16 protein-coding genes and 3 pseudogenes are annotated in these 21,981 nt (G+C 66.2%); 13 read left to right on the top strand and 6 right to left on the bottom strand.

Annotation, left to right across the window (positions count from 1 at the left end; translation table 11 throughout):
- Nucleotides 1-25: 25 nt before the first annotated feature.
- Nucleotides 26-1,207, bottom strand: coding sequence for a lysylphosphatidylglycerol synthase transmembrane domain-containing protein (locus tag EET10_RS01485; protein ID WP_036399163.1), 1,182 nt, complete (start codon nt 1,205-1,207; stop codon nt 26-28).
- A 171-nt stretch (nt 1,208-1,378) separates the two neighbouring features.
- On the opposite strand from EET10_RS01485, the gene EET10_RS01490 reads away from it, so the two are divergent.
- Nucleotides 1,379-2,533, top strand: a complete 1,155-nt coding sequence (locus EET10_RS01490) for an AI-2E family transporter (RefSeq protein ID WP_082273180.1) — start codon at nt 1,379-1,381, stop codon at nt 2,531-2,533.
- On the opposite strand, the gene mmpL3 is transcribed toward EET10_RS01490, so the two are convergent.
- From mmpL3 to trmB, 3 genes are all read right to left on the bottom strand, one after another.
- Nucleotides 2,530-5,385 carry a trehalose monomycolate exporter MmpL3 gene (gene mmpL3, locus EET10_RS01495; protein ID WP_099187914.1) on the bottom strand — a complete coding sequence of 952 codons (2,856 nt, stop codon included), beginning with the start codon at nt 5,383-5,385 and terminating at the stop codon, nt 2,530-2,532. The genes EET10_RS01490 and mmpL3 overlap by 4 nt on opposite strands.
- A gap of 92 nt (nt 5,386-5,477) precedes the next feature.
- Nucleotides 5,478-6,233 (bottom strand): NYN domain-containing protein, encoded by a 756-nt coding sequence (locus EET10_RS01500; protein WP_036399159.1) that lies wholly within the window; start codon nt 6,231-6,233, stop codon nt 5,478-5,480.
- Nucleotides 6,234-7,040: a tRNA (guanosine(46)-N7)-methyltransferase TrmB gene (gene trmB / locus EET10_RS01505; protein WP_036399723.1), complete on the bottom strand. Its 807-nt coding sequence runs from the start codon at nt 7,038-7,040 to the stop codon at nt 6,234-6,236.
- 164 nt (nt 7,041-7,204) lie between these two features.
- Between trmB and EET10_RS29415 the strand changes: the two genes are divergently transcribed.
- The 7 genes from EET10_RS29415 (at nt 7,205) to EET10_RS01535 (ending at nt 14,411) form a co-directional block, all read left to right on the top strand.
- Nucleotides 7,205-7,372, top strand: a complete 168-nt coding sequence (locus tag EET10_RS29415; protein ID WP_167480111.1) for a hypothetical protein — start codon at nt 7,205-7,207, stop codon at nt 7,370-7,372.
- A 174-nt stretch (nt 7,373-7,546) separates the two neighbouring features.
- Nucleotides 7,547-8,158, top strand: a complete 612-nt coding sequence (locus EET10_RS01510; protein WP_036399157.1) for a TetR/AcrR family transcriptional regulator — start codon at nt 7,547-7,549, stop codon at nt 8,156-8,158.
- A gap of 25 nt (nt 8,159-8,183) precedes the next feature.
- Nucleotides 8,184-8,759 (top strand): class I SAM-dependent methyltransferase, encoded by a 576-nt coding sequence (locus tag EET10_RS01515; protein ID WP_051490251.1) that lies wholly within the window; start codon nt 8,184-8,186, stop codon nt 8,757-8,759.
- A gap of 109 nt (nt 8,760-8,868) precedes the next feature.
- Complete coding sequence (locus EET10_RS01520; protein WP_244601803.1) at nt 8,869-9,315, top strand: MmpS family transport accessory protein; 447 nt, start codon at nt 8,869-8,871, stop codon at nt 9,313-9,315.
- The gene (locus tag EET10_RS01525; RefSeq protein ID WP_099187916.1) at nt 9,312-12,230 is read left to right on the top strand and encodes an MMPL/RND family transporter; all 2,919 of its coding nucleotides are present in this window, start codon (nt 9,312-9,314) and stop codon (nt 12,228-12,230) included. Before EET10_RS01520 ends, EET10_RS01525 begins: the two co-directional genes overlap by 4 nt.
- A gap of 139 nt (nt 12,231-12,369) precedes the next feature.
- Complete coding sequence (locus tag EET10_RS01530) at nt 12,370-12,876, top strand: hypothetical protein (protein WP_063468278.1); 507 nt, start codon at nt 12,370-12,372, stop codon at nt 12,874-12,876.
- On the top strand, nt 12,873-14,411 hold the full coding sequence (locus EET10_RS01535; RefSeq protein ID WP_063468279.1) for an FAD-dependent oxidoreductase: 1,539 nt from the start codon (nt 12,873-12,875) through the stop codon (nt 14,409-14,411). Before EET10_RS01530 ends, EET10_RS01535 begins: the two co-directional genes overlap by 4 nt.
- Nucleotides 14,412-14,457: 46 nt before the next feature.
- Here EET10_RS01535 and EET10_RS01540 read toward each other — a convergent pair.
- A pseudogene (locus EET10_RS01540) lies at nt 14,458-14,766 on the bottom strand (ISAzo13-like element transposase-related protein); the annotation flags it as partial.
- A gap of 738 nt (nt 14,767-15,504) precedes the next feature.
- Between EET10_RS01540 and EET10_RS32100 the strand changes: the two are divergent.
- The 5 genes and pseudogenes from EET10_RS32100 to EET10_RS01560 form a co-directional block, all read left to right on the top strand.
- Nucleotides 15,505-16,059, top strand: a pseudogene (locus EET10_RS32100) (reverse transcriptase domain-containing protein); the annotation flags it as partial.
- 103 nt (nt 16,060-16,162) lie between these two features.
- Nucleotides 16,163-16,366, top strand: a pseudogene (locus EET10_RS30390) (STAS domain-containing protein); the annotation flags it as partial.
- A 141-nt stretch (nt 16,367-16,507) separates the two neighbouring features.
- Complete coding sequence (locus tag EET10_RS01550; RefSeq protein WP_099187918.1) at nt 16,508-17,575, top strand: hypothetical protein; 1,068 nt, start codon at nt 16,508-16,510, stop codon at nt 17,573-17,575.
- Nucleotides 17,572-19,134 carry a hypothetical protein gene (locus EET10_RS01555; RefSeq protein WP_244601804.1) on the top strand — a complete coding sequence of 521 codons (1,563 nt, stop codon included), beginning with the start codon at nt 17,572-17,574 and terminating at the stop codon, nt 19,132-19,134. The genes EET10_RS01550 and EET10_RS01555 overlap by 4 nt, the downstream gene beginning before the upstream one ends.
- Before the next feature lie 201 nt (nt 19,135-19,335).
- Nucleotides 19,336-21,159, top strand: a complete 1,824-nt coding sequence (locus EET10_RS01560) for a phosphoenolpyruvate carboxykinase (GTP) (RefSeq protein ID WP_122501839.1) — start codon at nt 19,336-19,338, stop codon at nt 21,157-21,159.
- Between the two features lie 371 nt (nt 21,160-21,530).
- Here EET10_RS01560 and EET10_RS01565 read toward each other — a convergent pair whose 3' ends face one another.
- Entirely contained in the window at nt 21,531-21,878 is a 348-nt protein-coding gene (locus tag EET10_RS01565; RefSeq protein WP_063468285.1) for a hypothetical protein, read from the bottom strand.
- Between the last annotated feature and the right edge of the window lie 103 nt (nt 21,879-21,981).

The raw sequence follows: 21,981 nt of genomic DNA on the forward strand, positions 1-21,981 counted from the left end.
GACACAGAAAATCACCTGGCTGGTTTCACCGGCCGTCTGCTGAGTCACGATCAGGCGGTGGCAACGGGCCCTGCAGGGCCGTTTCGGCCGGGTCGTCGGCAACGCTGCGCCGAGCCCCGATGATGCGTCCCAGCTCGGGGTCGGTTGGCGGGTCGTCGGCATCCGAATCGGCGACGTTCTCGGTGCGGAACATGAAGAAGAACACCACCCAGCCGATGGCGGCGATGAACAGCCAGCTGATCAGCCGGTAGATCAGCATCGCCGAGATGGCGTTGGGCAGGGCCATGCCGCTGGACACCAGGCCCGGCACCAGCACCGCCTCCACCACCAGCAGGCCTCCCGGCATCAGCGGGATGGTGCCGACCGCCCGGGCGGCCGCATAGGCGACCGTCAGCCCGGCGACCGAGGCGTGGTCGCCGGCGGCGTACGCGGCGAAGCCCAGGCAGGCCACGTCGGCGATCCAGTTGAACAGCGACCAACTGAACGCCACTCCCAGGTCGCGTCGGCTCAGGCTGACCGACTCGAGTTGCATGAGCGTTTCGCGCCACTTCGCCACGCCGGTGTCGGCCGGCTTACCGCGAATCGAGTTGACCCACGACAGCACCCGGTTGCCGATCCCTTCGATCAATTCCGGTCGCGACGCCACCGCCTGGGCCAGCAGCAGCAACGCGACGAAGCCGCCGAGGGTGAACAGCAGTGAGAACGGATTGTTCTTGGCGCCCAGGAAGAAGGCGCCACCCAGCCCGAGCAGGGCCAGTCCGACGGCCTGCAGCACACCCGACATCACCAGCTGCCACGACGCCACCACGGTCGAGGCGCCCCAAATGCGTTGCTGACGAAGCAGAAAGGTCGCCGACAGCACCGGGCCGCCAGGGAGGGTGGTACTCAGCGCGTTCGCGGCATAGAAGGCGGCTTCGGACCGCAATTGCTTGACGTGCACACCGGCCGATCTCAGCAGCGTGCGCTGGATCTGCGCGAAGCTGTGCATCGACGCGGCCGCTGCCCCCATGGCTGCCACCAGCCACCACCAATTGGCCTGGTAGATACTCATCCACGCTTTGGCCAGTTGGTCCCATACCAGCGCCACCTCGACGGCAAGCACGATTGCGACGATGCCGAGGACCACCCAGCGCAGCCACCAGTACTTGCCGCGCGGCGCCTCGTCGCGGCGGTCGACGAGCTTGCGGGCGGGGGCGTCGTGCGACACCGGATAAGGGTAACCGCGCCGGTGGCACCGCGATCTCCGCACGTCATCGACTGTGTCAGGGTCGTTCCGGGGTCGTGACCGGATCGTGGCGGGCAGCGGCTATCACCGTCACAGCCGCGCCCGGGCAGGCTTTGCGGTAGCCGGGCACCGCGGCCCGGTTAGGCTTGCCGGATGTCGGCAAGTCTCGACGACGGTTCGGTGACTCCCCTCGTTCGTAGGACCGCGGCATGGTCGTGGCGCTTGTTGGTCATCTTCGCTGCCGCACTCGCGGTGATCTGGGTCATCAGCAAACTGGAGATCATCGTCGTTCCGGTATTGCTGGCGTTGATCTTGAGCGCGTTGCTGGTGCCGGTCGTGGACTGGCTGGACCTGCGGCGTGTGCCGCGCGGTGCCGCGGTGTCGCTGGTGTTGCTGGGTGGCTTTGCGATCCTTGGCGGCATCCTGGCCTTCGTCATCAGCCAGTTCATCGTGGGCCTGCCCGATCTGGTCAAGCAGGTGGAACGCAGCATCGACTCGAGCCGCCGGTGGCTGATCGAAGGGCCGGCGCATCTGCGCCGCGAACAGATCGACAACGCGGGCAACGCCGCGATCGAGGCGCTGCGCAATAATCAGGCCAAGTTGACCAGCGGCGCGATTTCCACCGCCGCCACCATTACCGAGTTGCTCACCGCTGCGGTGTTGGTGCTGTTCACGCTGATCTTCTTCCTGTACGGCGGCCGCAACATCTGGCAGTACGTGGTCAAGATCGTGCCCGTCCCGGCCCGCGACCGGGTCCTGGAGGCCGGGCGCGCCGGATACTCCTCGCTGATCGGCTATGTGCGGGCCACGTTCCTGGTCGCCCTGACCGACGCGATCGGTGTCGGCACCGGGTTGGCAATCATGGGGGTGCCGCTCGCGCTGCCGCTGGCCTCGCTGGTGTTCCTGGGTGCCTTCATCCCGCTGCTGGGTGCGTTGATCTCCGGTTTGCTGGCCGTGGTGGTGGCCTTACTGGCCAAGGGACTGGTTTACGCGCTGATCACTCTGGGTTTGCTCATCGCGGTCAATCAGCTCGAGGCCCATTTGCTGCAGCCGCTGGTGATGGGTCGTGCGGTCTCGATTCACCCGCTGGCAGTTGTCCTGGCCATTTCGACCGGCGGGGTACTCGCCGGAATTGTGGGAGCCCTGCTGGCCGTCCCGACGGTCGCGTTCCTCAACAACGCGATGCAGGTGCTGCTGGCCAAGGACCCGGTGGCCGCGCCCGAGCAGCCCGAGGAGCCGTCGACAATCCTGCAGGCCGAACCGGACAATCCCGACGTGGCCGACGAAGAAGAGCCGCAGGAAACCTAAAGCCGTCCCTCGCGGCGCAGCAGATCCTGGGCGGACAGGCCGCCGGCCCCGCGCCGGCGTCGGGTGCCGTCGGCGCCGTTGTCGCCCTGCGCGCTGCGCGCATCGAGCTGCTCAGTGGCCGCGTCGGAGTCGCTGTCCTCCGGCCGTTGGACCGGCAGCTTAGCTGTGGCATCGGCCGAGTCGGTTTGGCCGGAACGGCTCCCCGGAATCGGCATGGCGCGGGTCTGACCGGCCGATGGGGCCGGCGGCGGGGTTGGCGCCGGTGGCCGGGCCGACGACGGTGCCGGCGGCGCGGGGGCGCTCGATCCGCGGCCCGGTGTGCCCGGTTTGCCGGGTGTGGACAGCCGAGTTGTCGGCGGTTCGTTCGGCTGGCTTGCCTTGACCGGGATCTGCTTGGTGCCCGCACTGGACGGCCCGCTCTGAGCAGGCCCGATCTCCGGCCGGGCGGACCCGCGTTGCGACGACTCCGGCGTCGACGGGTGGGTGGGATCGTGCGGGGGACGTTGGCCGGCAGCGACCAGGCCGGCGGTGACCGGAGGCCGGGCTACGCGGCCGTCGGTCACCGGCCGCTTGCGTTCGTCGGGCAGCTGGATCTCGCCGAGGCCGATGCGGGTCTGCACCCGCCGCATCCACCGTGGAGCCCACCAGCAGTCGTCGCCGAGCAGCTTCATCACCGAGGGCACCAGGAACATCCGCACCACGGTCGCGTCCAGCAGCAGCGCCGCCATCAGGCCGAAGGCCAGGTACTTCATCATCACCAGGTCGGAGAACACGAACGACCCGGCGACCACGGCCAGCACCAGCGCGGCCGCGGTGATCAGGCGGCCGGTGGTGGCCGTGCCGATCCGGATGGCCTCCTGGGTGGACATGCCGCTTTCGCGGGCCTCGACCATGCGGGAGACCAGGAACACCTCGTAGTCGGTCGCCAAGCCGTATCCCACCGCCACCACGAGTGCGATCACCGGCGCGGTCAACGGGGTGGCGGTGAAGTTCAGCAACCCCGAGCCGTGTCCGTCGACGAATATCCACGTCAGGATGCCCATGGTGGACCCGAGCGTCAGCGCGCTCATCACCGCGGCCTTGATCGGCAGCACCACCGACCCGAAGGCCAGGAACATCAGCAGCGTGGTGGCGGTGAGCAGGATGACCAGCATCGCCGGCATGTTGGCGAACAGGCTGTGAATCGAATCCTGCTCCAGCGCCGGAGTGCCGCCGACGAATACCTCGAGTCCCTTGGGTGGCGTGATCGCGCGCAGCTCTTGCAGCTTCTTGGCGGCGTCGCCCGGATTGATCAGCCCGTTCTGCAGCACCCGTACCGAGGGATCCTTCGACGCGCCTGGTGCGACGCTGCGCTCCTGCCACATGTTCGCCGGGTCGTTGTCGGGTTCGATGAATCCGCTGATCGACATTGCCTTACTGCGGATGTCGGCAACCTGCTGATCGGTGACCGGCTGGTGGTTGGTCGACTGGATCACCAGGGTCAGCGGATTGGTGCGGTATCCGGGGAAGAGCTGGTCGAAGTGCTCCTGGGACTGGCGCACCGAATTGTTGGGCGGCAGATACTTCTCGCTCATGCCGCCCAGCGACAGGTTGAACAACGGGATGACCAGCAGGATCATCCCGAGGACGATCGGGATGGCGAAGACCAGCGGCCGCCGCATCACCCAGTTGACCAGCTTGCCCCAGAAGCCGGCCTCGACCTCTTCGCGGGTCTTGGTCTTCTGCAGCCGGTCGGCGAGCCAGTTCAGGTAGGCCCGCGAAACCTTCCAGTTGCGCAGGAAGGGCACCCGGAATGCGGTGCGTACGCCGAGCGCGTCGACGTGCCGGCCAAGAACACCCAGAACGGCCGGCAGCAGCGTGATCGACAGCAGGGCGGCCAACCCGACCGCGGCGATCAGCGCGTAGGTCAGAGATTTCACGAAGCCTTGCGGCAGCATCAGCAGGCTGATCCCGGAGGCGATGATCAGCACCGCCGAGAAGGCGACGGTTCGGCCGGCGGTCATGACGGTGCGTCTGACCGCGGCTTCGGTGTCGTAGCCTTCGGCGATCTCCTCCCGGAAACGGCTCACCACGAAGAGTCCGTAGTCCACCGCGATACCTAGGCCGATCAGCGAGACCACGGGTTGGGCAAAGAAGTGCACCGGGCCGAACACCGCCACCAAGCGCAGGATGCCCAGCGCGCCGGCGATGCTCAGGCCGCCGACCATCACCGGAAGACACGCGGCGACCGCGCCACCGAACACCAGGAACAGCACCACGGCCACCAACGGCAGGGCCAGCACTTCCATCCGTCGCTGGTCGGTGGCGATGGTGCCGGTCAGCGCCTCGGCCACCGGCTCGAGGCCGGCGAGTTGAACCGTGCCGCCGTCGAGCTTCTGCAACGAGGGCGCGATGTCCTTGTAATTGGTCAGGATGGTGTCGTCGTCGTCGCCCTTGAGCGGGATGGACACGAACGTGTACTTCTTGTCCTCGGTGGCCATGCCCTTGACGACCGCGCTGGTGGTGTCGGGTGCCCGCAGGTAGCCGGCCCAGCCCATCACCTGGTCGGGGTGGTCGTGCACGAATCGGTTGAGCTCGTCGGTGATCTTCTTCGACCACGCCGGGTCGTTGACCGTCTTGCCGTCGGGAGCTTTGAAGATCGCGACGATGTGACCGGTCCGGTCCCGGCCGTAGACCTGGTCGCCCAGTATCGACGCCTTGACCGACTGGCTGCTGTCGTCGTAGAAACCGCTCTGCGTGACGTGCTTACCCAGGCTCAGCCCGAATACCCCGCCGCCGAGGCACAACGCCACCGTGACGCCGATTACGATGAACCGGTAGCGGTACACAATTCGACCCCACCAGGCGAACACGTAATCTCCTTACTGGATCGTTAGCGACCCGCGCATTGCTTTGCACTGCTTTTCGGTTGTCCGGCGCTCGGGCTTTCAGACGCGGGGCCTGTTCACATACGCGAGGTCAACAGCGAGGACAGCGGCCGGAACGGCTGCAGCCAAGCTCCCTGCTCAGGTAGCGAATCGAGGCCGATCCGGGGGAGCGGCTCCCGGAAAACACCGGAAATGTCCTCCAGGTCGACGAACTCCAAGGTATCCGACGCTAGCGCCCAACTGGCGTGTTCACGAAATCCAAGCACTTGAACTGGGATTCCGCCGCGAGCGATTTCCTCCAGCGGCTGTCGGAATGCCTGACCGTCCGCCGAGGCCACGACCAGGGCTGCCAGCCCTTCCCGGTAGCGCTTGTCGATGTGCTCGAGCATGTCGCGGTCGACGTCGCTGTCCTCGTCGATCTTCGGTTTGGCGAAGACGGCGAACCCGACGTTTCGCAGTGCGTCCACCCACGGGCGGACCACGTCGGCGCTGCCGGGCGCGATATTGGTGAAGACGGTGGCCTCCGGTTCCACTCGGATGGCCGGCCCGCCCGGCGCCCTGGCGGCGACGGCTGCGGTGCGGGCCAGCAGCCAGCGGCCCAGCGCGTCGAAACGGGGCCGTTCCAGCGCGGTCGGGCGGCGCCCCAGGATGGAGCCCAGCCCCATGTCGAGGTTGGGAGCGTCCCAAACCAACAGCACCCGACCCGTCGGCGGGGCTAAGCCGGTCAGGCCGTCCTTGGACAAGTCGCCGGGCAGCACCGACGGCAGCGGTGATACCACGGGCCCGGCGACGGGTTCGGATGCTTGCGTGGTCACGTCTTCGGTCAGGCTCATTTAGTCATCTGATTTCGGTTTTCTCCAGACCAGCTCGCTGACGGCGCTGCCGGCATCGTGGGCTTTGGATTCGTATTTGGTCGTGGGGCGAACGACCGAGATCGGCAGTGCGTCGGTACGCGGATCAGCACGGGCCAACCGCCGCTCGGCGTCGCCGGCGGCGGCGATGTGTGCGGCGTAGCCGGGGTGGTCGGTCGCGGCGTGCAGCACACCTCCGGGGATTAGCCGGTCGGCGATCAGGGCGATCGTGGCAGGCTGCAGCAGCCGCCGCTTGTGGTGGCGCGCCTTGGGCCAGGGGTCGGGAAAGAAAACCCGGACCCCGGCCAGCGAATTCGCGGTGATCAGGTCTTTCAACACGTCGATCCCGTTGCCGCGGACCAACCGGATATTGGTCGCGTTCTCACTGTCGATCGCGCACAGCAGCTGCGCCAGGCCCCGACGGTAGATTTCCACCGCGATCACGTCGAGATGGGGCTCGGCCTGCGCCATTGCCAGTGTCGAGATCCCGCTGCCGCAGCCGATCTCCAGCACCAGGGGCGCGTCGCGGCCGAACCACGCCCGGGTGTTCAACGGTCCCCGGCGCGGTGACCCGGCGAGCGCGTCGATGCCCAGCTGCGGCCAGCGCCGGTCCCAGGTCTGGCGCTGGGTGCTCGACAGCGCCGAATGGCGGGAGCGAAGGCTGGTGGCCGGCAGATAGCCCCACGCGCTGCCCCGGTCTTGCTCGCCGGACTCCGGGCTGGGCAGAGCCGGCGAGTCGGGACGTAACCCAATCTCGGGTTGCGCGTGCATTCGTCCATGGTGGCTCATGAAACGCAGGTGTAGCCGCTCCTGGGCCAGATTGATACCCAACAGTTGCCTTTGGCTGGTAGCGGATAGCGCTGCCGGGCGTGCCGGACGCCGGTATGCCCGTGATCCCGCAGGCGCCCGAGAAGCGCCCGACAGCGTCCCGACAGCGGCCCTACGCAGTAGTAATGATTCCGCGCGGCCGAGAGGGTGACACCACGCGCGAGCAGAACGGCGACAAGACATACGACATCGTCGAACGCGCGCAACCTGGCCGCAACGAGGCGAAACTCGACGGCGCCGAACGGGATGCGGCGGCGGTTGCCCACCGAGAGGTCGCCGCAAACCTGCGCTGAGATGCGGAGGACGTCGCATGGCCATGACCTGGCATCTCTCAACGTGATGAGAGCCCTGCCCAAGCGCTGACCGCAACGTCGTGATGGGTTGTGCCGGCGCCCCGCCTCGGCTATATTTCAGTACGTGCGGAATTCCGTATGTGCTGAATTCGTAATCTTGTTTCGGACCGCGACATGAGCCCACGGCCGGTGATCAAGCACACCGGCCGGCGGCCGGGCCTCAACGTCACCCGAGGCCTGATTGCCGACATTGCCCGCAAGCAGTTCGCCGCGTTGGGCTACGACCGCACCTCGATGCGGCAGGTCGCGTTGGAGGCCAACGTGGACCCGGGTTTGGTAGCGCATTACTTCGGCACGAAGCTGGACCTGTTCTTGGCGGTCGTCGAGTTGCCGATCGACCCGGTGGCGTTGATCGATTACGTGGTCGGCGGCGATGCGACGGCTTCTGCCGGTCAGCGGTTGGCGCAGGTAGTGCTCGATGTGCTCGACGACGAGGTACGCCGACGGCCGATGGTGGGCATGATTCGCGCGGCCACCGCCGAACCCGAAGCCGCGCGGCTGGTCCGGGATTTCTTGACGCGCAACCTGCTGGTCCCGATCGCGCACCGTCTGGAGGCCGACGACCCCGAATATCGGGCGGGTCTGGTGATGTCGCAGATCGCTGGCATGACGCTGGCGCGCTACATCATTGGGATCGAGCCGCTGGCCTCCCGGCCGACTGAGCGCGTCGCCGCGGATCTGGGTGTGACGCTGCAGCGCTACCTGCTCGGCGAGCTTGTTCGGTGATCGGAAACGCGCGAGAGGAGATGTCGTGATCTGGCGCCAGGTCTTGTTCGACACGTTGTACCGACTCGGGCGGCCGATCTGGGAGACGCCGCCGCCCGAACCATTGCGCGATCTCGTCGAGGGACCCGACGCGCTGGCACCTGGCCACGCTCTCGACGTCGGCTGCGGCAGCGGCATCAACGCCATCTATTTGGCCACCCACGGCTGGCGCGCCACCGGTGTCGACTTCTCGGCTGCCAGCCTCACCCGAGCCCGCCGCGCCGCCCAGGGCGTCGCGGGGGTGACCTTCCTGCATGGCGACGTCACCCAGCTCTCGCATCTGCCGATCGATGAACCGGTCGACTTGGTGCTGGACATGGGCTGCTATCACTCGTTGCCCGACGCCGCCAAAGGAACCTACGTTGCCGAGCTGGCCGCGGTCATGAAACCGGGCACGCCGCTGGTGATGTGGGAGGGCATCCGCATGAAGGCCGGTGAGATCCGCGACGCGTTCAACCGGGACTTCGTGATCGAGTCCGTCCAGCGCAAGGACTTCTCGGTCAGGCGAAAGCTGGTTCGCCACACCATCACCGCACATTGGTATCAATTGCGCCGACGTTGACACCCGCTCGCCAAATGGAGATCCCCGCAATGTTTTCCGTGGCGCCGCCTCGCCGGCTGCACCTCGAGTGGGCTGCGGTGTGGCCGCTGATTGTCGCAGGGAAGTGAAGGTGAGCGGGTTGCCGATTGATCGTTTGGTTTCGCGAGGATGGATGGTGTTGCTCGCGGTGGTGGTGGTCGTGGTCGCGGGGTGGTGTGTATATCGCTTGCACGGCATCTTCGGGTCGGGGCATACGGTGTCGGCGGGCGGTGCGTTGCCCGCCGACACGTCCGCATCCAGCCCGAAACGCGTGCTCCTCGAAGTCTTTGGCGACCCCGGCGCAGTGGCCACCATCACCTACCTCGACGTCAACGCCCAGCCGCAGCGCGTCGATAACGCCACCCTGCCGTGGTCCTACGACGTCACGACGACCCAACCGGCGGTGTTCACCAACGTCGCCGCTCAGGGCAACAGCGATTCGTTGGGCTGCCGCATCACTATCGACGGCGACGTGAAGGACGAACGCACCATCACCACACACAACGCCTACACCTATTGTTTGGAGAAGTCCGGGTGACCACTGCTCGCGCCGAGAACCGTTCTTTCACCGATAGGATCGCGGGATTCATCCGCGATTGGTCGGTGCCGATCGCATTCGTGTGGTTGCTGGTCGCGGTCTTCACCAACGTGTTCGTTCCGCAACTGGAGAAGGTCGGCGAAGCCCACAACGTCGGGTTGAGTTCTCCGGACGCTCCGTCGCTGCAGGCGATGAAGCGCATGGGAAAGGTGTTCGGCGAGTTCGACTCCGACAGCGCGGCGATGATCGTGCTCGAAGGAGAGCAGACCCTGGGCGCCGATGCGCACCGGTACTACGACACCCTAGTCCGCGGGCTGTCCGCCGACACCGCCCACGTGCAACACGTCCAGGACTTCTGGGGCGATCCGCTGACCGCGGCGGGCTCGCAGAGCAACGACGGCAAGGCTGCCTATGTGCAGGTGTATCTGGCCGGCAACCAAGGTGAGACGCTGTCGCTGGAATCGGTGAACGCGGTGCGCGACATCGTCGATCACACCCCGGCACCGTCCGGCGTCAAGGCTCACGTCACCGGCGCGGCACCGCTGTTCGCCGACCAACTCTTGGTGGGCAGCAAGGGCATCGCGAAGGTCACCCTGATCACCCTTGCCGTCATCATCGTCATGCTGCTGATCATCTACCGATCGATCGTGGCCACGATCCTGGTGCTGTTCACCGTGCTCATCGAACTGACCGCAGCCCGCGGTGTGGTGGCGTTGTTGGCCAACGCCGGGATCATCGGGCTTTCGACGTTCGCGACTAACCTGCTCACCCTGCTCGTCATCGCCGCGGGTACCGACTATGCGATCTTCCTGCTTGGCCGCTACCACGAAGCCCGCCACGCCGGTGCGGACCGACAAACCGCCTTCCATACCACCTATCGCTCCACCGCACACGTGATCTTGGGCTCGGGACTGACAGTGGCCGGCGCAGTGCTCTGCCTGAGTTTCACCCGGCTCCCGTATTTCCAAAGTATGGGTCCCCCAGGCGCCATCGGAGTACTCGTCGCCCTGGCCGCCGCGCTGACGCTGGCCCCCGCCGTACTGGCCGTAGGCTCCGCGTTCGGTCTGCTCGAACCCCGACGCGCGATGCAAACACGCGGATGGCGGCGCATCGGCACCGCGGTGGTCCGCTGGCCCGGACCGGTTCTGGTGGTGACCGTCGCGGTGGCCGCGGTGGGCCTGCTGGCCCTACCTGGTTACCAGGCCAGCTACGACGAGCGGCGCTACCTGCCCGCCGACGCGCCAGCCAACGCCGGCTACGCCGCCGCCGAACGGCACTTCTCCCAGGCCCGGCTCAACCCCGAACTGGTGATGATCGAAACGAACCACGACCTGCGCACCCCGGCCGACATGATCGTCCTGGAACGCATCGCCAAGGCCATCTTCCACACCAAAGGCATCGCCCAAGTCCAATCCATCACCCGGCCATTGGGCACCCCGCTGGACCACAGTTCCATCCCGTTCCAAATCAGCGCCCAAAGCGCCGGCCAGATTCAGAATCTGCCCTACCAGCAAGCACGCGCCAACGACCTGCTCACCCAGGTCGCCGAGATCGACAACACCATTGGCATCCTCAAACGGCAATACGCACTCCAACAGCAGGCCAGCGCCGCCACCGCCGAACAAACCCAGGCGTTCCACGACACCGTTGTCACGGTGAACGAACTGCGCGACAAGATTGCGGACTTCGACGACTTCTTTCGACCGATTCGCAGCTATTTCTACTGGGAAAGCCATTGCTACGACATCCCGATCTGCGCCGCGCTGCGCTCCATCCTGGACGCGCTCGACGGAATCGACGCGCTCACCGACCAATTCGGCAACATCACGGCCAGTCTGGACAGACTGAACGCACTGCAGCCGCAGCTGCTCGCGCTGATCCCACCCCAGATCGCCAGCCAGGAAACCAACCGCGATCTCGCGGCAACCAACTACGCCACGCAGTCGGGAATCAACGCCCAAAGCGAGGCCGCCCTGCAGAATGCCACCGCCCTCGGACAAGCCTTCGACGCCGCCAAGAACGATGATTCCTTCTACCTGCCGCCCGACGTGTTCTCCAACCCTGAATTCCAACGCGGCCTCAAACTGTTCCTCTCCCCAGACGGCCATGCCGCCCGCATGATCATCACCCACGACGGCGACCCCGCCACCCCCGCAGGCATTGCCCACATCGACGCCATCCGCGACGCGGCCACCGAAGCCGTCAAGGGCACCCCCCTGGGCAACGCCGACATCTACATCGGCGGCACCGCCGCCACCTACAAAGACATCAGCGACGCCGCGAAATACGACCTGATGATCGCAGGCATCGCCGCACTGAGCCTCATCCTGCTCATCATGGTCTCGGTCACCCGCAGCCTGGTGGCCGCCCTGGTCATCGTCGGCACGGTCGCTTTATCCCTCGGCGCGTCGTTCGGGCTGTCGGTGCTGGTCTGGCAAGACCTCGTCGGCATCCCCCTGCTGTGGATCGTGCTTGCCCTGTCGGTCATCTTGCTGCTGGCGGTCGGCTCGGACTACAACCTGCTGCTGATCTCGCGGTTCAAGGAGGAAATCGGGGCAGGGCTGAACACCGGCATTATTCGGGCCATGGCCGGTTCGGGCTCGGTCGTCACCTCCGCCGGCCTGGTGTTCGCCGCGACCATGGCCTCCTTCATGTTCAGCGACCTGCGCGCGATCGGGCAGGTCGGTACCACCATCGCACTCGGCCTGCTCTTCGACACCCTCATCGTGCGCGCGTTCATGACACCGTCCATCGCCGCCCTGCTCGGGCGCTGGTTCTGGTGGCCGCTACGGGTACGCCCCCGCCCCAGCAGCCAGATGCTGCGCCCCTACGGACCCCGCCCCGCAGTACGCCAACTACTGCTCTGGGACGACGACGACCCGGCATCGCCACACCCTATTAGGCACCGAGCATGACACCCACACCGTCCAGCGAACCCCTGCGCGGCCAGCGCCATCGCCACCACCGTGTCCAAACGGTCCGCCGATCGCCTGTCCTGGCCGGGTGGGCGTCGGCTGCTCGCGTACAAACCGAGCCTGGCAGGGGAACGGTGCGATGACCACCGACCTCGCCGGCGCACTGACCATCGTGGCCGTCGTCGCGGCAGCGTTATTTGCTGGCGTCGCCGCGGTGTTCGTCCGCCGGCTGCTGCGCCGCCCACCAACACCGGTCAGCGAACAACACCGCGCGGCATCCCTGGTTCTCAGGAAAGTACGCTGCCGGGCTGCACTGAGCCCCGACGAACGGGACTTCGCTGCTCAGCTCATTGCCGACCGCCGCAACCCGGCGGCCTATTGTCTGCCCGCGGCGCTGTTCGCGGTCGGATGCCTCTACGTCTTCGCCAGCCTGCATCAACTCCACGGACACCCGCCCTCACTGCGCACCTGGATCGGGCTGCTGCCCATGCTGGGAGCCACCAACCTCGCCCTGCAGATGCTGCGCATCGCCCGGCTCGCTTCGCGCCTGCGCGACATCACAATAAATGCCCACAGCCAAATCGCCGAAGAACCCTTCGAGCCAACATCGTTCGGCAAGCACACCGGTGAGGAGACCATCCGTTGAAAGACGTCCTAGTGGTGGGCGCAGGCCCCACCGGATTGGTGAGCGCGCTGATCTTGGCGCGGCGCGGAATAGCGGTGACAATCATCGACCGAAAAAGCGGCCCGACCCCAGAATCACGTGCAATGGGCGTGCACGCGCGCACCCTGGAGTTCTACCGTCAACTGCAGTTCGGTGACGCTGTCGCCGAACAGGGCGTACAAGCCGCCACCATCCACGTCCGCGCAGGTGAACACGACACAGCGCGCTTTTCGCTCGCCGAGATGGGAGCCGGGCTCAGTCCATATCCGTTCCTCTTGTGCTTCGCCCAAGATCAGCACGAGCGCTTCCTGCTCGACCGCCTGGTGGAGGTTGGTGTGTCGGTGCACTGGGGCGTCGAGCTGCAACGACTGATCGATCACGGTGACGGCGGAGTCGAGGTGCATACCGGCGCTACCGGATCGAACGAGCCGACCGAGCGGTACCGCTACGTCGTCGGCTGCGATGGCGCCCACGGACGCGTTCGCGAATGCCTGGGCATCGGATTTCCCGGGGGAACCTCCGACCAGCTGTTCTACGTCGCCGACGCCGCCGTCCCTGAAGCCCACGGCAACGACGTCTACGTCAGCCTCAGCACGCAGGGGGTAGGCCTGATGATGCCGGTACGATCCACCGGCACTAAGCGCTTGATCGGGCTGGCGCCATCTCAAGCGCGCCATCAGCCCGTTGTGAAATGGAATGACGTTGCCGCCCACGTGCAGTCGTTGTTGGGATTACAGGTCGACCGTCCTAACTGGTTCTCCACCTATCGCGTGCATCATCGGGTCGCTTCGCACTTTCGCCGCGGGCGAGTCTTCATCGCCGGCGACGCCGGACACATCCACAGTCCCACGGGCGGCCAAGGAATGAACACCGGAATCGGCGATGCGGTGAACTTGTCATGGAAACTCGCCGAGGTCCTTCACGAGCGCGCCGACAGTGCCCTGCTGGACACCTACGAACAAGAACGCATTCCCTTCGCCCGAGCGCTGATCGCTACCACCGATCGGGTCTTCCAGTTCCTCGTCGACGAAGGCCGCACCCCACGCCTTCTGCGCAGCCAAGTTGCGCCGCGCATGCTGTCGCTGATCGCGCGATTCGCCGTAACGCGGCGAGTGATGTTCAAGGCGCTCTCACAAATCCACATCTCCTACCACGACTGTGCTTTCAACACGGGCAAGGCCGGTCGCGTTCGCGGCGGTGACCGGCTGCCGTGGATCCCGAGCGCCGACGGCGACAACTTCGAGCCTCTCCGCTCGTTATCGTGGCAACTCCACGTCTACGGGCAAGCCCATCCCCGGATCCTCGATGCCGCTGAACATCTGGCACTGGCTACCCACCAATTCAACTTCACCGACACAGCGAGACGTGCCGGCGTGGCGCGCAACGCCGCCTACCTCGTGCGTCCAGACGGCTACGTCGCAGTCGCTATGCATGGTTCCGACCCGCAGCCCCTCACCGCCTACGTCCAGCGTTGGGGCCTTCGATTCGACGGCGCACCGCCACCGACAAGTCCATGAGCGACCCCTCCTCGTCGACCGCAACCGTCTTAGGGAGTGTGATGAATTAACTTAGTGGATCTCGGGCGTGTCGGGGTTCGGGGTTGAGGGTGTAGTTCCACTCGTCGTGGAATGCATGGCGCGCCAGGGTGCCTTGTGCTTCAAGGGCTTTGATCTGCTTGTCGGGGATCTTGATGCCTTTGGGGTATTCGCCGTCGTCGAGTTCGGCGCGGACGGTGAGTCCGGTGCTGGTAGTGGTCGCGGCGATGGTCTCGACGATCACCTCGTGGCTGGTCAGTGGCCTGCCGCGCCAGTTCATCGAGATATGGGCAAATAATCGGTGCTCTATCTTGTGAAAGCGGCCGGGATAAACCGGTATGGAGGAAGAGATGCAGGAGCTCTACGCCGAAGGGCTAGCGACCCGCGGCGGCCCCGCGTCATGCGTCGACGACCCGCGAGGGCGTGGCGAAGCGTTGACAGGGGGTACGTGCAGGCCGGGCTATTGAGCCGCGAAATGATGCGATCGGGGTGCCCACGTTGTACAAGAGGCGGAAGGCAACATCGCTGGCGGCGCTTTCGCGAGCCGTTGGTGGACCCCGCGTGGTCAAAGATCCATGGCATGTACGGAACCTCCATACGCGAGAACCGGGAGATCCCACCCTGACCAGGCTGCTGATCACGGGCTGGGTCGCTCAGGGAGCACAGGGTGGTACGCCTGAGATGTACGAGTGTGGGAAGTCGGATCGCTCCGTAGTACCTGCGAACCCACCGAACAAGGCCACGGCCGCGGAGGTGGGGGAGGAAAGGGAGCGAGCCAAGGGGGAACGCGGACAGCAAAACGCATCCCGGACTCAGTGCCGGAGCTGGTGCGTCTAATGCGCTGGGCCGTGTGCGTGAAGTAGCACGACGGGGTAAGGATGCGCGGTTCACTACGCTGCTGCATCACGTCACACTGTTTCGGCTGCGGGCGGCATATTGGGCGATCAGTCCGAAGGCGGCGCCGGGGGTGGACCGGGTGACGTGGGATGACTATGGACGGAATCTAGAGGCCAACCTTCAGGATCTGCATGGTCGGGTGCAGTCGGGACGTTACTGGGCGAAGCCGTCGAGGCGGGTGTACATCCCGAAACCCGATGGTCGTTTACGACCGTTGGGGATCGCGTCGCTGGAGGACAAGATCGTTCAGCGAGCGGCCGTCGAGGTGCTCAACGCCGTCTACGAGGTGGATTTCCGGGGGTTCTCGTATGGGTTCCGGCCGGGGCGCGGCCCGCGTGATGCGTTGGACGCTCTGGCGGTCGGGATGGAACGAAAGCGGGTGAACTGGGTGCTCGACGCGGACAACCAGAACTTTTTCGGCCAAATTGATCATTCCTGGCTGCGAAGGTTTGTCGAGCACCGAATCGCGGGCAAACGGATTAGGCGGCTGATCGGTAAGTGGTTGGCCTCCGGGGTGATCGAGGATGGACGGTGGTCGGCGTGCGAGGAGGGTTCACCGCAGGGGGCATCGGCATCGCCGTTGCTCGCGAACGTGTACCTGCACTACGTGTTCGACCTGTGGGCCGACTATTGGAGACGTCACCACGCAAACGGAGATGTCATCATCGTCCGATTCGCCGATGACTTCATCGTCGGGTTTCAATACGAGGAGGATGCGCGGCGATTCCTCGGCGAGCAACGCGAACGGTTCGCGGGGTTCGGGCTGGGGCTGCATCCAGAGACGACGCGGCTGATCGAATTCGGGCGGCGTGCCGTCATCGATCGCAGGCGTCGGGGTCTGGGCAAGCACCGGCGACATGCTCACCGTCGACCTCAGCGCGGTGGAGTACCTGGACAGCAAGGCCATCAACGCCCTCTACCTGCACGCCGATCACCTGCGCCTGGTCGTGAGTTCGCACATGATGCCGGTCCTGCAGATCAGCGGTCTGACCGAACTGATCAGCGTGGAGCCCGCAGCGCCGCCGCCCGCGATCACCTGAGCGTCGTCGGATTCGGCCGGTTTCGACAGCTGATGGTCTTTCGTGACCGGGTAGATACACTCCCGGCTCGAGGGTGGCTGGCGGTGCCGGGGCGCAGCTGCCACCATTCGGTGTCGGTGTCATGCGACCGAGCAGGAGGCTATGACGGGGCAGGGGTATCGGCTTTTCGTCGACGAACTGACGCGCCTCGCTGGCCGAACCGGTGACCAGCGGGTGCAGCCGATCGCCGCGCGCGTCGCGGAACCGCTGCGGGTGGCGGTCCGCGGGCGCCGGGGGGTGGGTTGCCGCACGGTGGAGCGTGCCCTGGCTGGCGCGGGACTGCCGCTGGCGTCGTCGGCCTTCTCGGCCGGCGCCGCCGACGTCCAGTTGTACGTCCTGGCGGAGGCGCTCAAACCCGAGGACCGCGACGCCATAGCCGCCGTGGGCGAGGCCCGGCAGCCGCTGGTGATCGTGCTGAACAAGGCAGATCTGAGTGGGTTCGGCGGGGCCGGGCCGATGGCCGCGGCGCAGACCCGCTGCGCGCACTTTTCCGCGCTGGTCGGTCTTCCCGTGGTACCGATGATCGGGCTGCTCGCCGCCGCGGCATTCGACGATCTCGATGAGGCCTGCTGGCTCGCGTTGCGCGCGCTGGCCGCCCACCCCGACGGCCTGAACTGCCTCAACGGATCCTTCGACGGCTTCCTGACGGCGGCGCTCACGGTGTCGATCCCGATGCGGAGGCGGCTGCTGGAGGCCCTCGACCTGTTCGGCATGGCACTTGGCGTCGCAGCGGTGCGCCGCGGCGCAACGCCGACGGGAGTACAGGCCCTGCTGCGCCGGGCCAGCGGTGTCGACGCCGTCGTCGCCCAGGTGATGGTCGCCGGTGGCCCGACGCGCTATCGCCGCATACTCGAAGCCGTCACGGCGCTCGAGGCGATGGCCGTGACGGACGACCGCATAGCGCGATGTTTATCCGGCGACCACACCGTGCTCGCCCGGATGAGCGCCGCCCTCGACGCGGTGTCCGCGCAGCACCTCGAACCGGAAGACATCGCGTCCGACGATCTGGCTGCGCTGTTACGGCGGGCGATGCGATGGCAGCATCACCGCAGTTCCCGCGGTGGTCGGGCCGCCCGCGTGGACGCCGCCTGCGGTGCCGACATCGTCAGAGGATTGCTTCGGCTCTGGTCGCGGGCGGGAGGGTCAGTCGAGTCAGGGGGATACGGGTGATCGGGGCGGCCCGGGAAGACCCGGCCGCCCGGGTCGACGCGCTGGTGGCGGCGATCGGCCCCAAGGTGGGTCCGCCGGTGATCCGTCGCCGCAACGTGGTGCTGGTGACCGGCCCTTGGCTGGCCGGCGTCAGCAGCGTGGTAGCCGCTCTGCGGCATCGGGCGCCGCAACATGAGTTCGTCGAACCGCCGGAGCTGGCGCCCGGCGACGCGCCGACTGCGGTGGTGTTCGTAGTCTCCGCGGCGGCCCCGCTGACCGAATCCGACTGCGCGCTGCTGGATGCCGCCGCCGAGCACACCGACGTGGTGATCGGGGTGGCGTCGAAGGTCGACGTGCACCGCCGCTGGCGAGAGTTGCTGGCGGCGGACCGGGCCACGCTGGCGGCGCATGCGCCTCGTTACGCCGAGGTGCCGTGGGTGGGTGCGGCCGCCGCGCCACAGCTGGGGCAGCCGCGGATGGACGACCTGGTCGCCGTACTGCTCAGTCAGCTCGCCGATCCGGACATCGCCCGGCGCAACAGGCTGCGTGCCTGGGAATGGCGGCTGCAGACGGTCGCGCAGCGGTTCCGGCGCGACGCCGAAGGCGCCGGCCGCAAGGCGCGGGTGGATGCCCTGCGTGCGGAACGCAGTGCGGCCCTGCGGCATCGGCGTCAGTCGAGAACAGAGCACGCCATCGCGCTGCGCGGTCAGGTCCAGCAGGCCCGGGTCCAATTGTCCTACTTTGCCCGCAACCGTTGTTCATCGATACGTGTCGAGCTGCAGGAGGACATCGCGGTCCTGCCCCGGCGCAAGACTGCCGAGTTCGAAGAGCACACCCGCGGCCGGGTCGCCGGAGCGCTCACCGAGGTGAGCGAGGCCGTCCACCAAAGGCTCGCCGACGTGGCGCAGGCGCTGAGCGTGCCCATCGGGCTTCCACCCGGCGAAACCCTTCCGACGGTCGCCCTTCCGGCCCCGCCGTTGAGGTCCCGGCGGTTGGAGACCCGGCTCATGGTGGTGTTGGGTGCCGGCTTCGGACTCGGTGTGGCACTGACGCTGAGCCGGTTGCTGGCCGGACTGGCGCCCCGGTTCAACGCCTGGCTGAACCCCTGGCTGACGGGGGCCGGGATCGTCGGATGTGTGGCGGTCGGGTTGGTGTTGACGCTGTGGGTGGTCCACACCCGCGCCTTGCTGAGCGACCGCGCCGTGCTGGATCGCTGGACGGGTGACGTGATGGCGGCGCTGAGGTGCGTGCTGGACGAACTGGTCGCCGGTCGGGTGCTGGCCGCCGAGTCGCTGCTGAGCACCGCGCTGAGCGGACGCGACGAGGCCGAGCACGCCCGGGTGGCCCACCAGGTCAGCGTGATCGACGCCGAACTACGCGAACACACCATCGCCGCGGCGCGAGCCGCCGCCCTGCGGGACCGGGAACTGCCCGCCATTCAAGCCGCGCTCGACGCGGTGCGTAAAGAACTGGGCGAACCGGGTATACCCACGGTTGGCACCCGATCCGAGGGCGTCGGCATTACTGGTGGCGCGCCAGCAGCCGAGGGCAGCAACAACAGCAAATGTGAAGGATATTGATCCTTCTGAATCGGTCTTGTGAGGAGGCTTATACCCGCCCTGGCCTTCCGCGACAAGTGATGCACGATAACCTGTATTAATAAGCACACCGGGTCAACAGTCGTGCTAGCGAACGCATAAACCGACCCCAGATGGATCCCCGAAGCCCGATACCAGCCGACAACTAGCCGCAGATACGCAGCAGAATCTCAGGAGAGTTCGATGACCTCAGCGACCATTCCCGGTTTAGACACCGCGCCGACTAATCATCAGGGGTTGCTGTCTTGGGTGGAGGAGGTCGCCGAACTCACTCAGCCTGACCGGGTTGTCTTCACCGACGGCTCAGCGGAGGAGTTCCAGCGGCTCGCCGATCAGTTGGTCGAGGCCGGCACGTTCACCCGGCTCAATCCGGAGAAGTACCCGAACTCTTTCCTGGCGCTGTCCGACCCGTCGGATGTGGCGCGGGTGGAGTCACGCACCTTCATCTGCTCCGAACGCGAGGTCGACGCCGGCCCCACCAACAACTGGATGGACCCGGACGAAATGCGGTCCCTCATGAAAGACCTGTATCGCGGCTGCATGCGGGGGCGCACCATGTACGTGGTGCCGTTCTGCATGGGCCCGCTCGGTGCCGAGGACCCCAAGCTCGGCGTGGAGATCACCGACTCCGAATATGTCGTCGTCTCGATGCGGACCATGACCCGCATGGGCAAGGCCGCGCTGGAGAAGATCGGTGACGACGGCTTCTTCGTCAAGGCGCTGCACTCGGTCGGTGCGCCGCTCGAAGAGGGCCAGGCGGACGTGCCGTGGCCCTGCAACGACACCAAATACATCACCCACTTCCCGGAAACCCGCGAGATCTGGAGCTACGGCTCCGGCTACGGCGGCAACGCGTTGCTGGGCAAGAAGTGCTACTCGCTGCGGATCGCCTCGGCCATGGCCCACGACGAGGGCTGGCTGGCCGAGCACATGCTGATCCTCAAGCTGATCTCTCCGGAGAACAAGGCGTACTACTTCGCCGCCGCGTTCCCCTCGGCCTGCGGCAAGACCAACCTGGCGATGCTGCAGCCGACCATCCCGGGCTGGCGCGCCGAGACCCTCGGCGACGACATCGCGTGGATGCGGTTCGGCAAGGACGGCCGGCTGTACGCCGTCAATCCCGAGTTCGGGTTCTTCGGGGTGGCGCCGGGCACCAACTGGAAGTCCAACCCGAACGCCATGCGCACCATCGCCGCGGGCAACACGGTGTTCACCAACGTCGCGCTGACCGATGACGCCGAGGTGTGGTGGGAAGGGCTGGAGGGCGAGCCCGACCACCTGATCGACTGGAAGGGCAACGACTGGTATATCCGCGAAACGGAAACCAAAGCGGCACACCCGAATTCACGGTATTGCACCCCGATGTCGCAGTGCCCCATCCTGGCGCCCGAATGGGACGACCCGCAGGGCGTGCCGATTTCCGGAATCCTGTTCGGCGGTCGCCGCAAGACCACCGTTCCGCTGGTGACCGAGGCGCGTGACTGGCAACACGGGGTGTTCATCGGTGCGACTCTGGGAAGCGAGCAGACCGCCGCCGCCGAGGGCAAGGTCGGCAACGTGCGTCGCGACCCGATGGCCATGCTGCCGTTCCTCGGCTACAACGTCGGGGACTACTTCCAGCACTGGATCAACCTGGGCAAGAATGCCGACGAGTCCAAGCTGCCGAAGGTGTTCTTCGTCAACTGGTTCCGCCGCGGCCACGACGGGCGCTTCCTCTGGCCCGGCTTCGGCGAGAACAGCCGGGTATTGAAGTGGATCGTCGACCGCATCGAACACAAGGCCGGCGGCCGCAGCACTCCTATCGGCACCGTTCCCGCCGTCGAGGACCTGGACCTTGAGGGCTTGGATGTCGACCGGGCCGATGTGGCCGAGGCGCTGAAGGTGGACCCCGAGGAGTGGCGCACGGAACTGCCGCTCATCGAGGAGTGGCTGGACTTCGTCGGGGACAAACTGCCGACCGGCGTCAAAGACGAGTTCGACGCGCTCAAGGAGCGGCTGGCCGAGTAGAACCCTACCCTGCTGGATTTGGTCGCCGGATCAACGGTGGCCTCGACCAGGGTAATCACTGCTGCCACAGGAGTTTCTGAACCAAGGCGGCGCGAGCCGCACGCGCTTGCAACCACTGTGACTGGCGTGGCCGTTGTCGCTGCCCAGGTAATACCACATGTTTGGGGCCTCTTGGGTTGAGCAGCGGTCAACTCGGTTGGCGGTGTCGTCAGATGTACATCGCTTGCGCAGTTTCGGCGGCGACAGCTCGACGAGCGTGACGGTACTGTGCGTGGAACGCATGCGTGGCGGAGCTACACGATGATGGCGCTGCATCGGTTGCCCGACCTTCGGTTGAGCTGGTCGGCGTGTATGTCGGCCTCGCCGTTGTCTCATGTGCCCCGCAACTTCATACCGATCCGGCTGCGATAGTACGACCAGGGCTGCCGGTGTTCGGGCTGAGTGCCCACCATCTGGTCGAGCAGGTCGGTGGCCTCTAAGGCCAGCGCGACATGATGCTGGACATACCCCAAGTCGCTGTACACCCGGAACACGTCATCGTGGCGGGATCGGGGGGCCGTTGCCACGGAGAGTAACTCGAGTGCCTGGTGCAGTGCGGCGCGCACGTCCCCGCAGGCCCGGTGGATCTGGCGCTCGGGATTCGGCGCGGTGCCCTGATGCGCCCGCGTGCTGCGAGTGCATTCTGCCGCATGCGATGATCGGTTGATCGGCAAAGCCATCGACTCTCCTTGGACTAAGTAAGGGTAGCCTACCTTTAACCCATGAAGAGGGTACAAGGCTGGTAGGCACGTTCCGATATGACCCCACAGTGGCCCGGTTGGC

This window comes from Mycobacterium pseudokansasii (assembly GCF_900566075.1).
GTDB classification, from domain to species: Bacteria; Actinomycetota; Actinomycetes; order Mycobacteriales; family Mycobacteriaceae; genus Mycobacterium; species Mycobacterium pseudokansasii.

Bases quoted from the DNA above. Each gene is read 5' to 3' on its own strand.
- EET10_RS01560 (WP_122501839.1), top strand. From the start codon at position 19,336: ATGACCTCAGCGACCATTCCCGGTTTAGACACCGCGCCGACTAATCAT.
- EET10_RS01530 (WP_063468278.1), top strand. From the start codon at position 12,370: ATGACCACCGACCTCGCCGGCGCACTGACCATCGTGGCCGTCGTCGCG.
- EET10_RS29415 (WP_167480111.1), top strand. From the start codon at position 7,205: ATGATTCCGCGCGGCCGAGAGGGTGACACCACGCGCGAGCAGAACGGC.
- trmB (WP_036399723.1), bottom strand. From the start codon at position 7,040: ATGAGCCACCATGGACGAATGCACGCGCAACCCGAGATTGGGTTACGT.
- EET10_RS01500 (WP_036399159.1), bottom strand. From the start codon at position 6,233: ATGAGCCTGACCGAAGACGTGACCACGCAAGCATCCGAACCCGTCGCC.
- EET10_RS01550 (WP_099187918.1), top strand. From the start codon at position 16,508: ATGACGGGGCAGGGGTATCGGCTTTTCGTCGACGAACTGACGCGCCTC.
- EET10_RS01510 (WP_036399157.1), top strand. From the start codon at position 7,547: ATGAGCCCACGGCCGGTGATCAAGCACACCGGCCGGCGGCCGGGCCTC.
- EET10_RS01565 (WP_063468285.1), bottom strand. From the start codon at position 21,878: ATGGCTTTGCCGATCAACCGATCATCGCATGCGGCAGAATGCACTCGC.
- EET10_RS01490 (WP_082273180.1), top strand. From the start codon at position 1,379: ATGTCGGCAAGTCTCGACGACGGTTCGGTGACTCCCCTCGTTCGTAGG.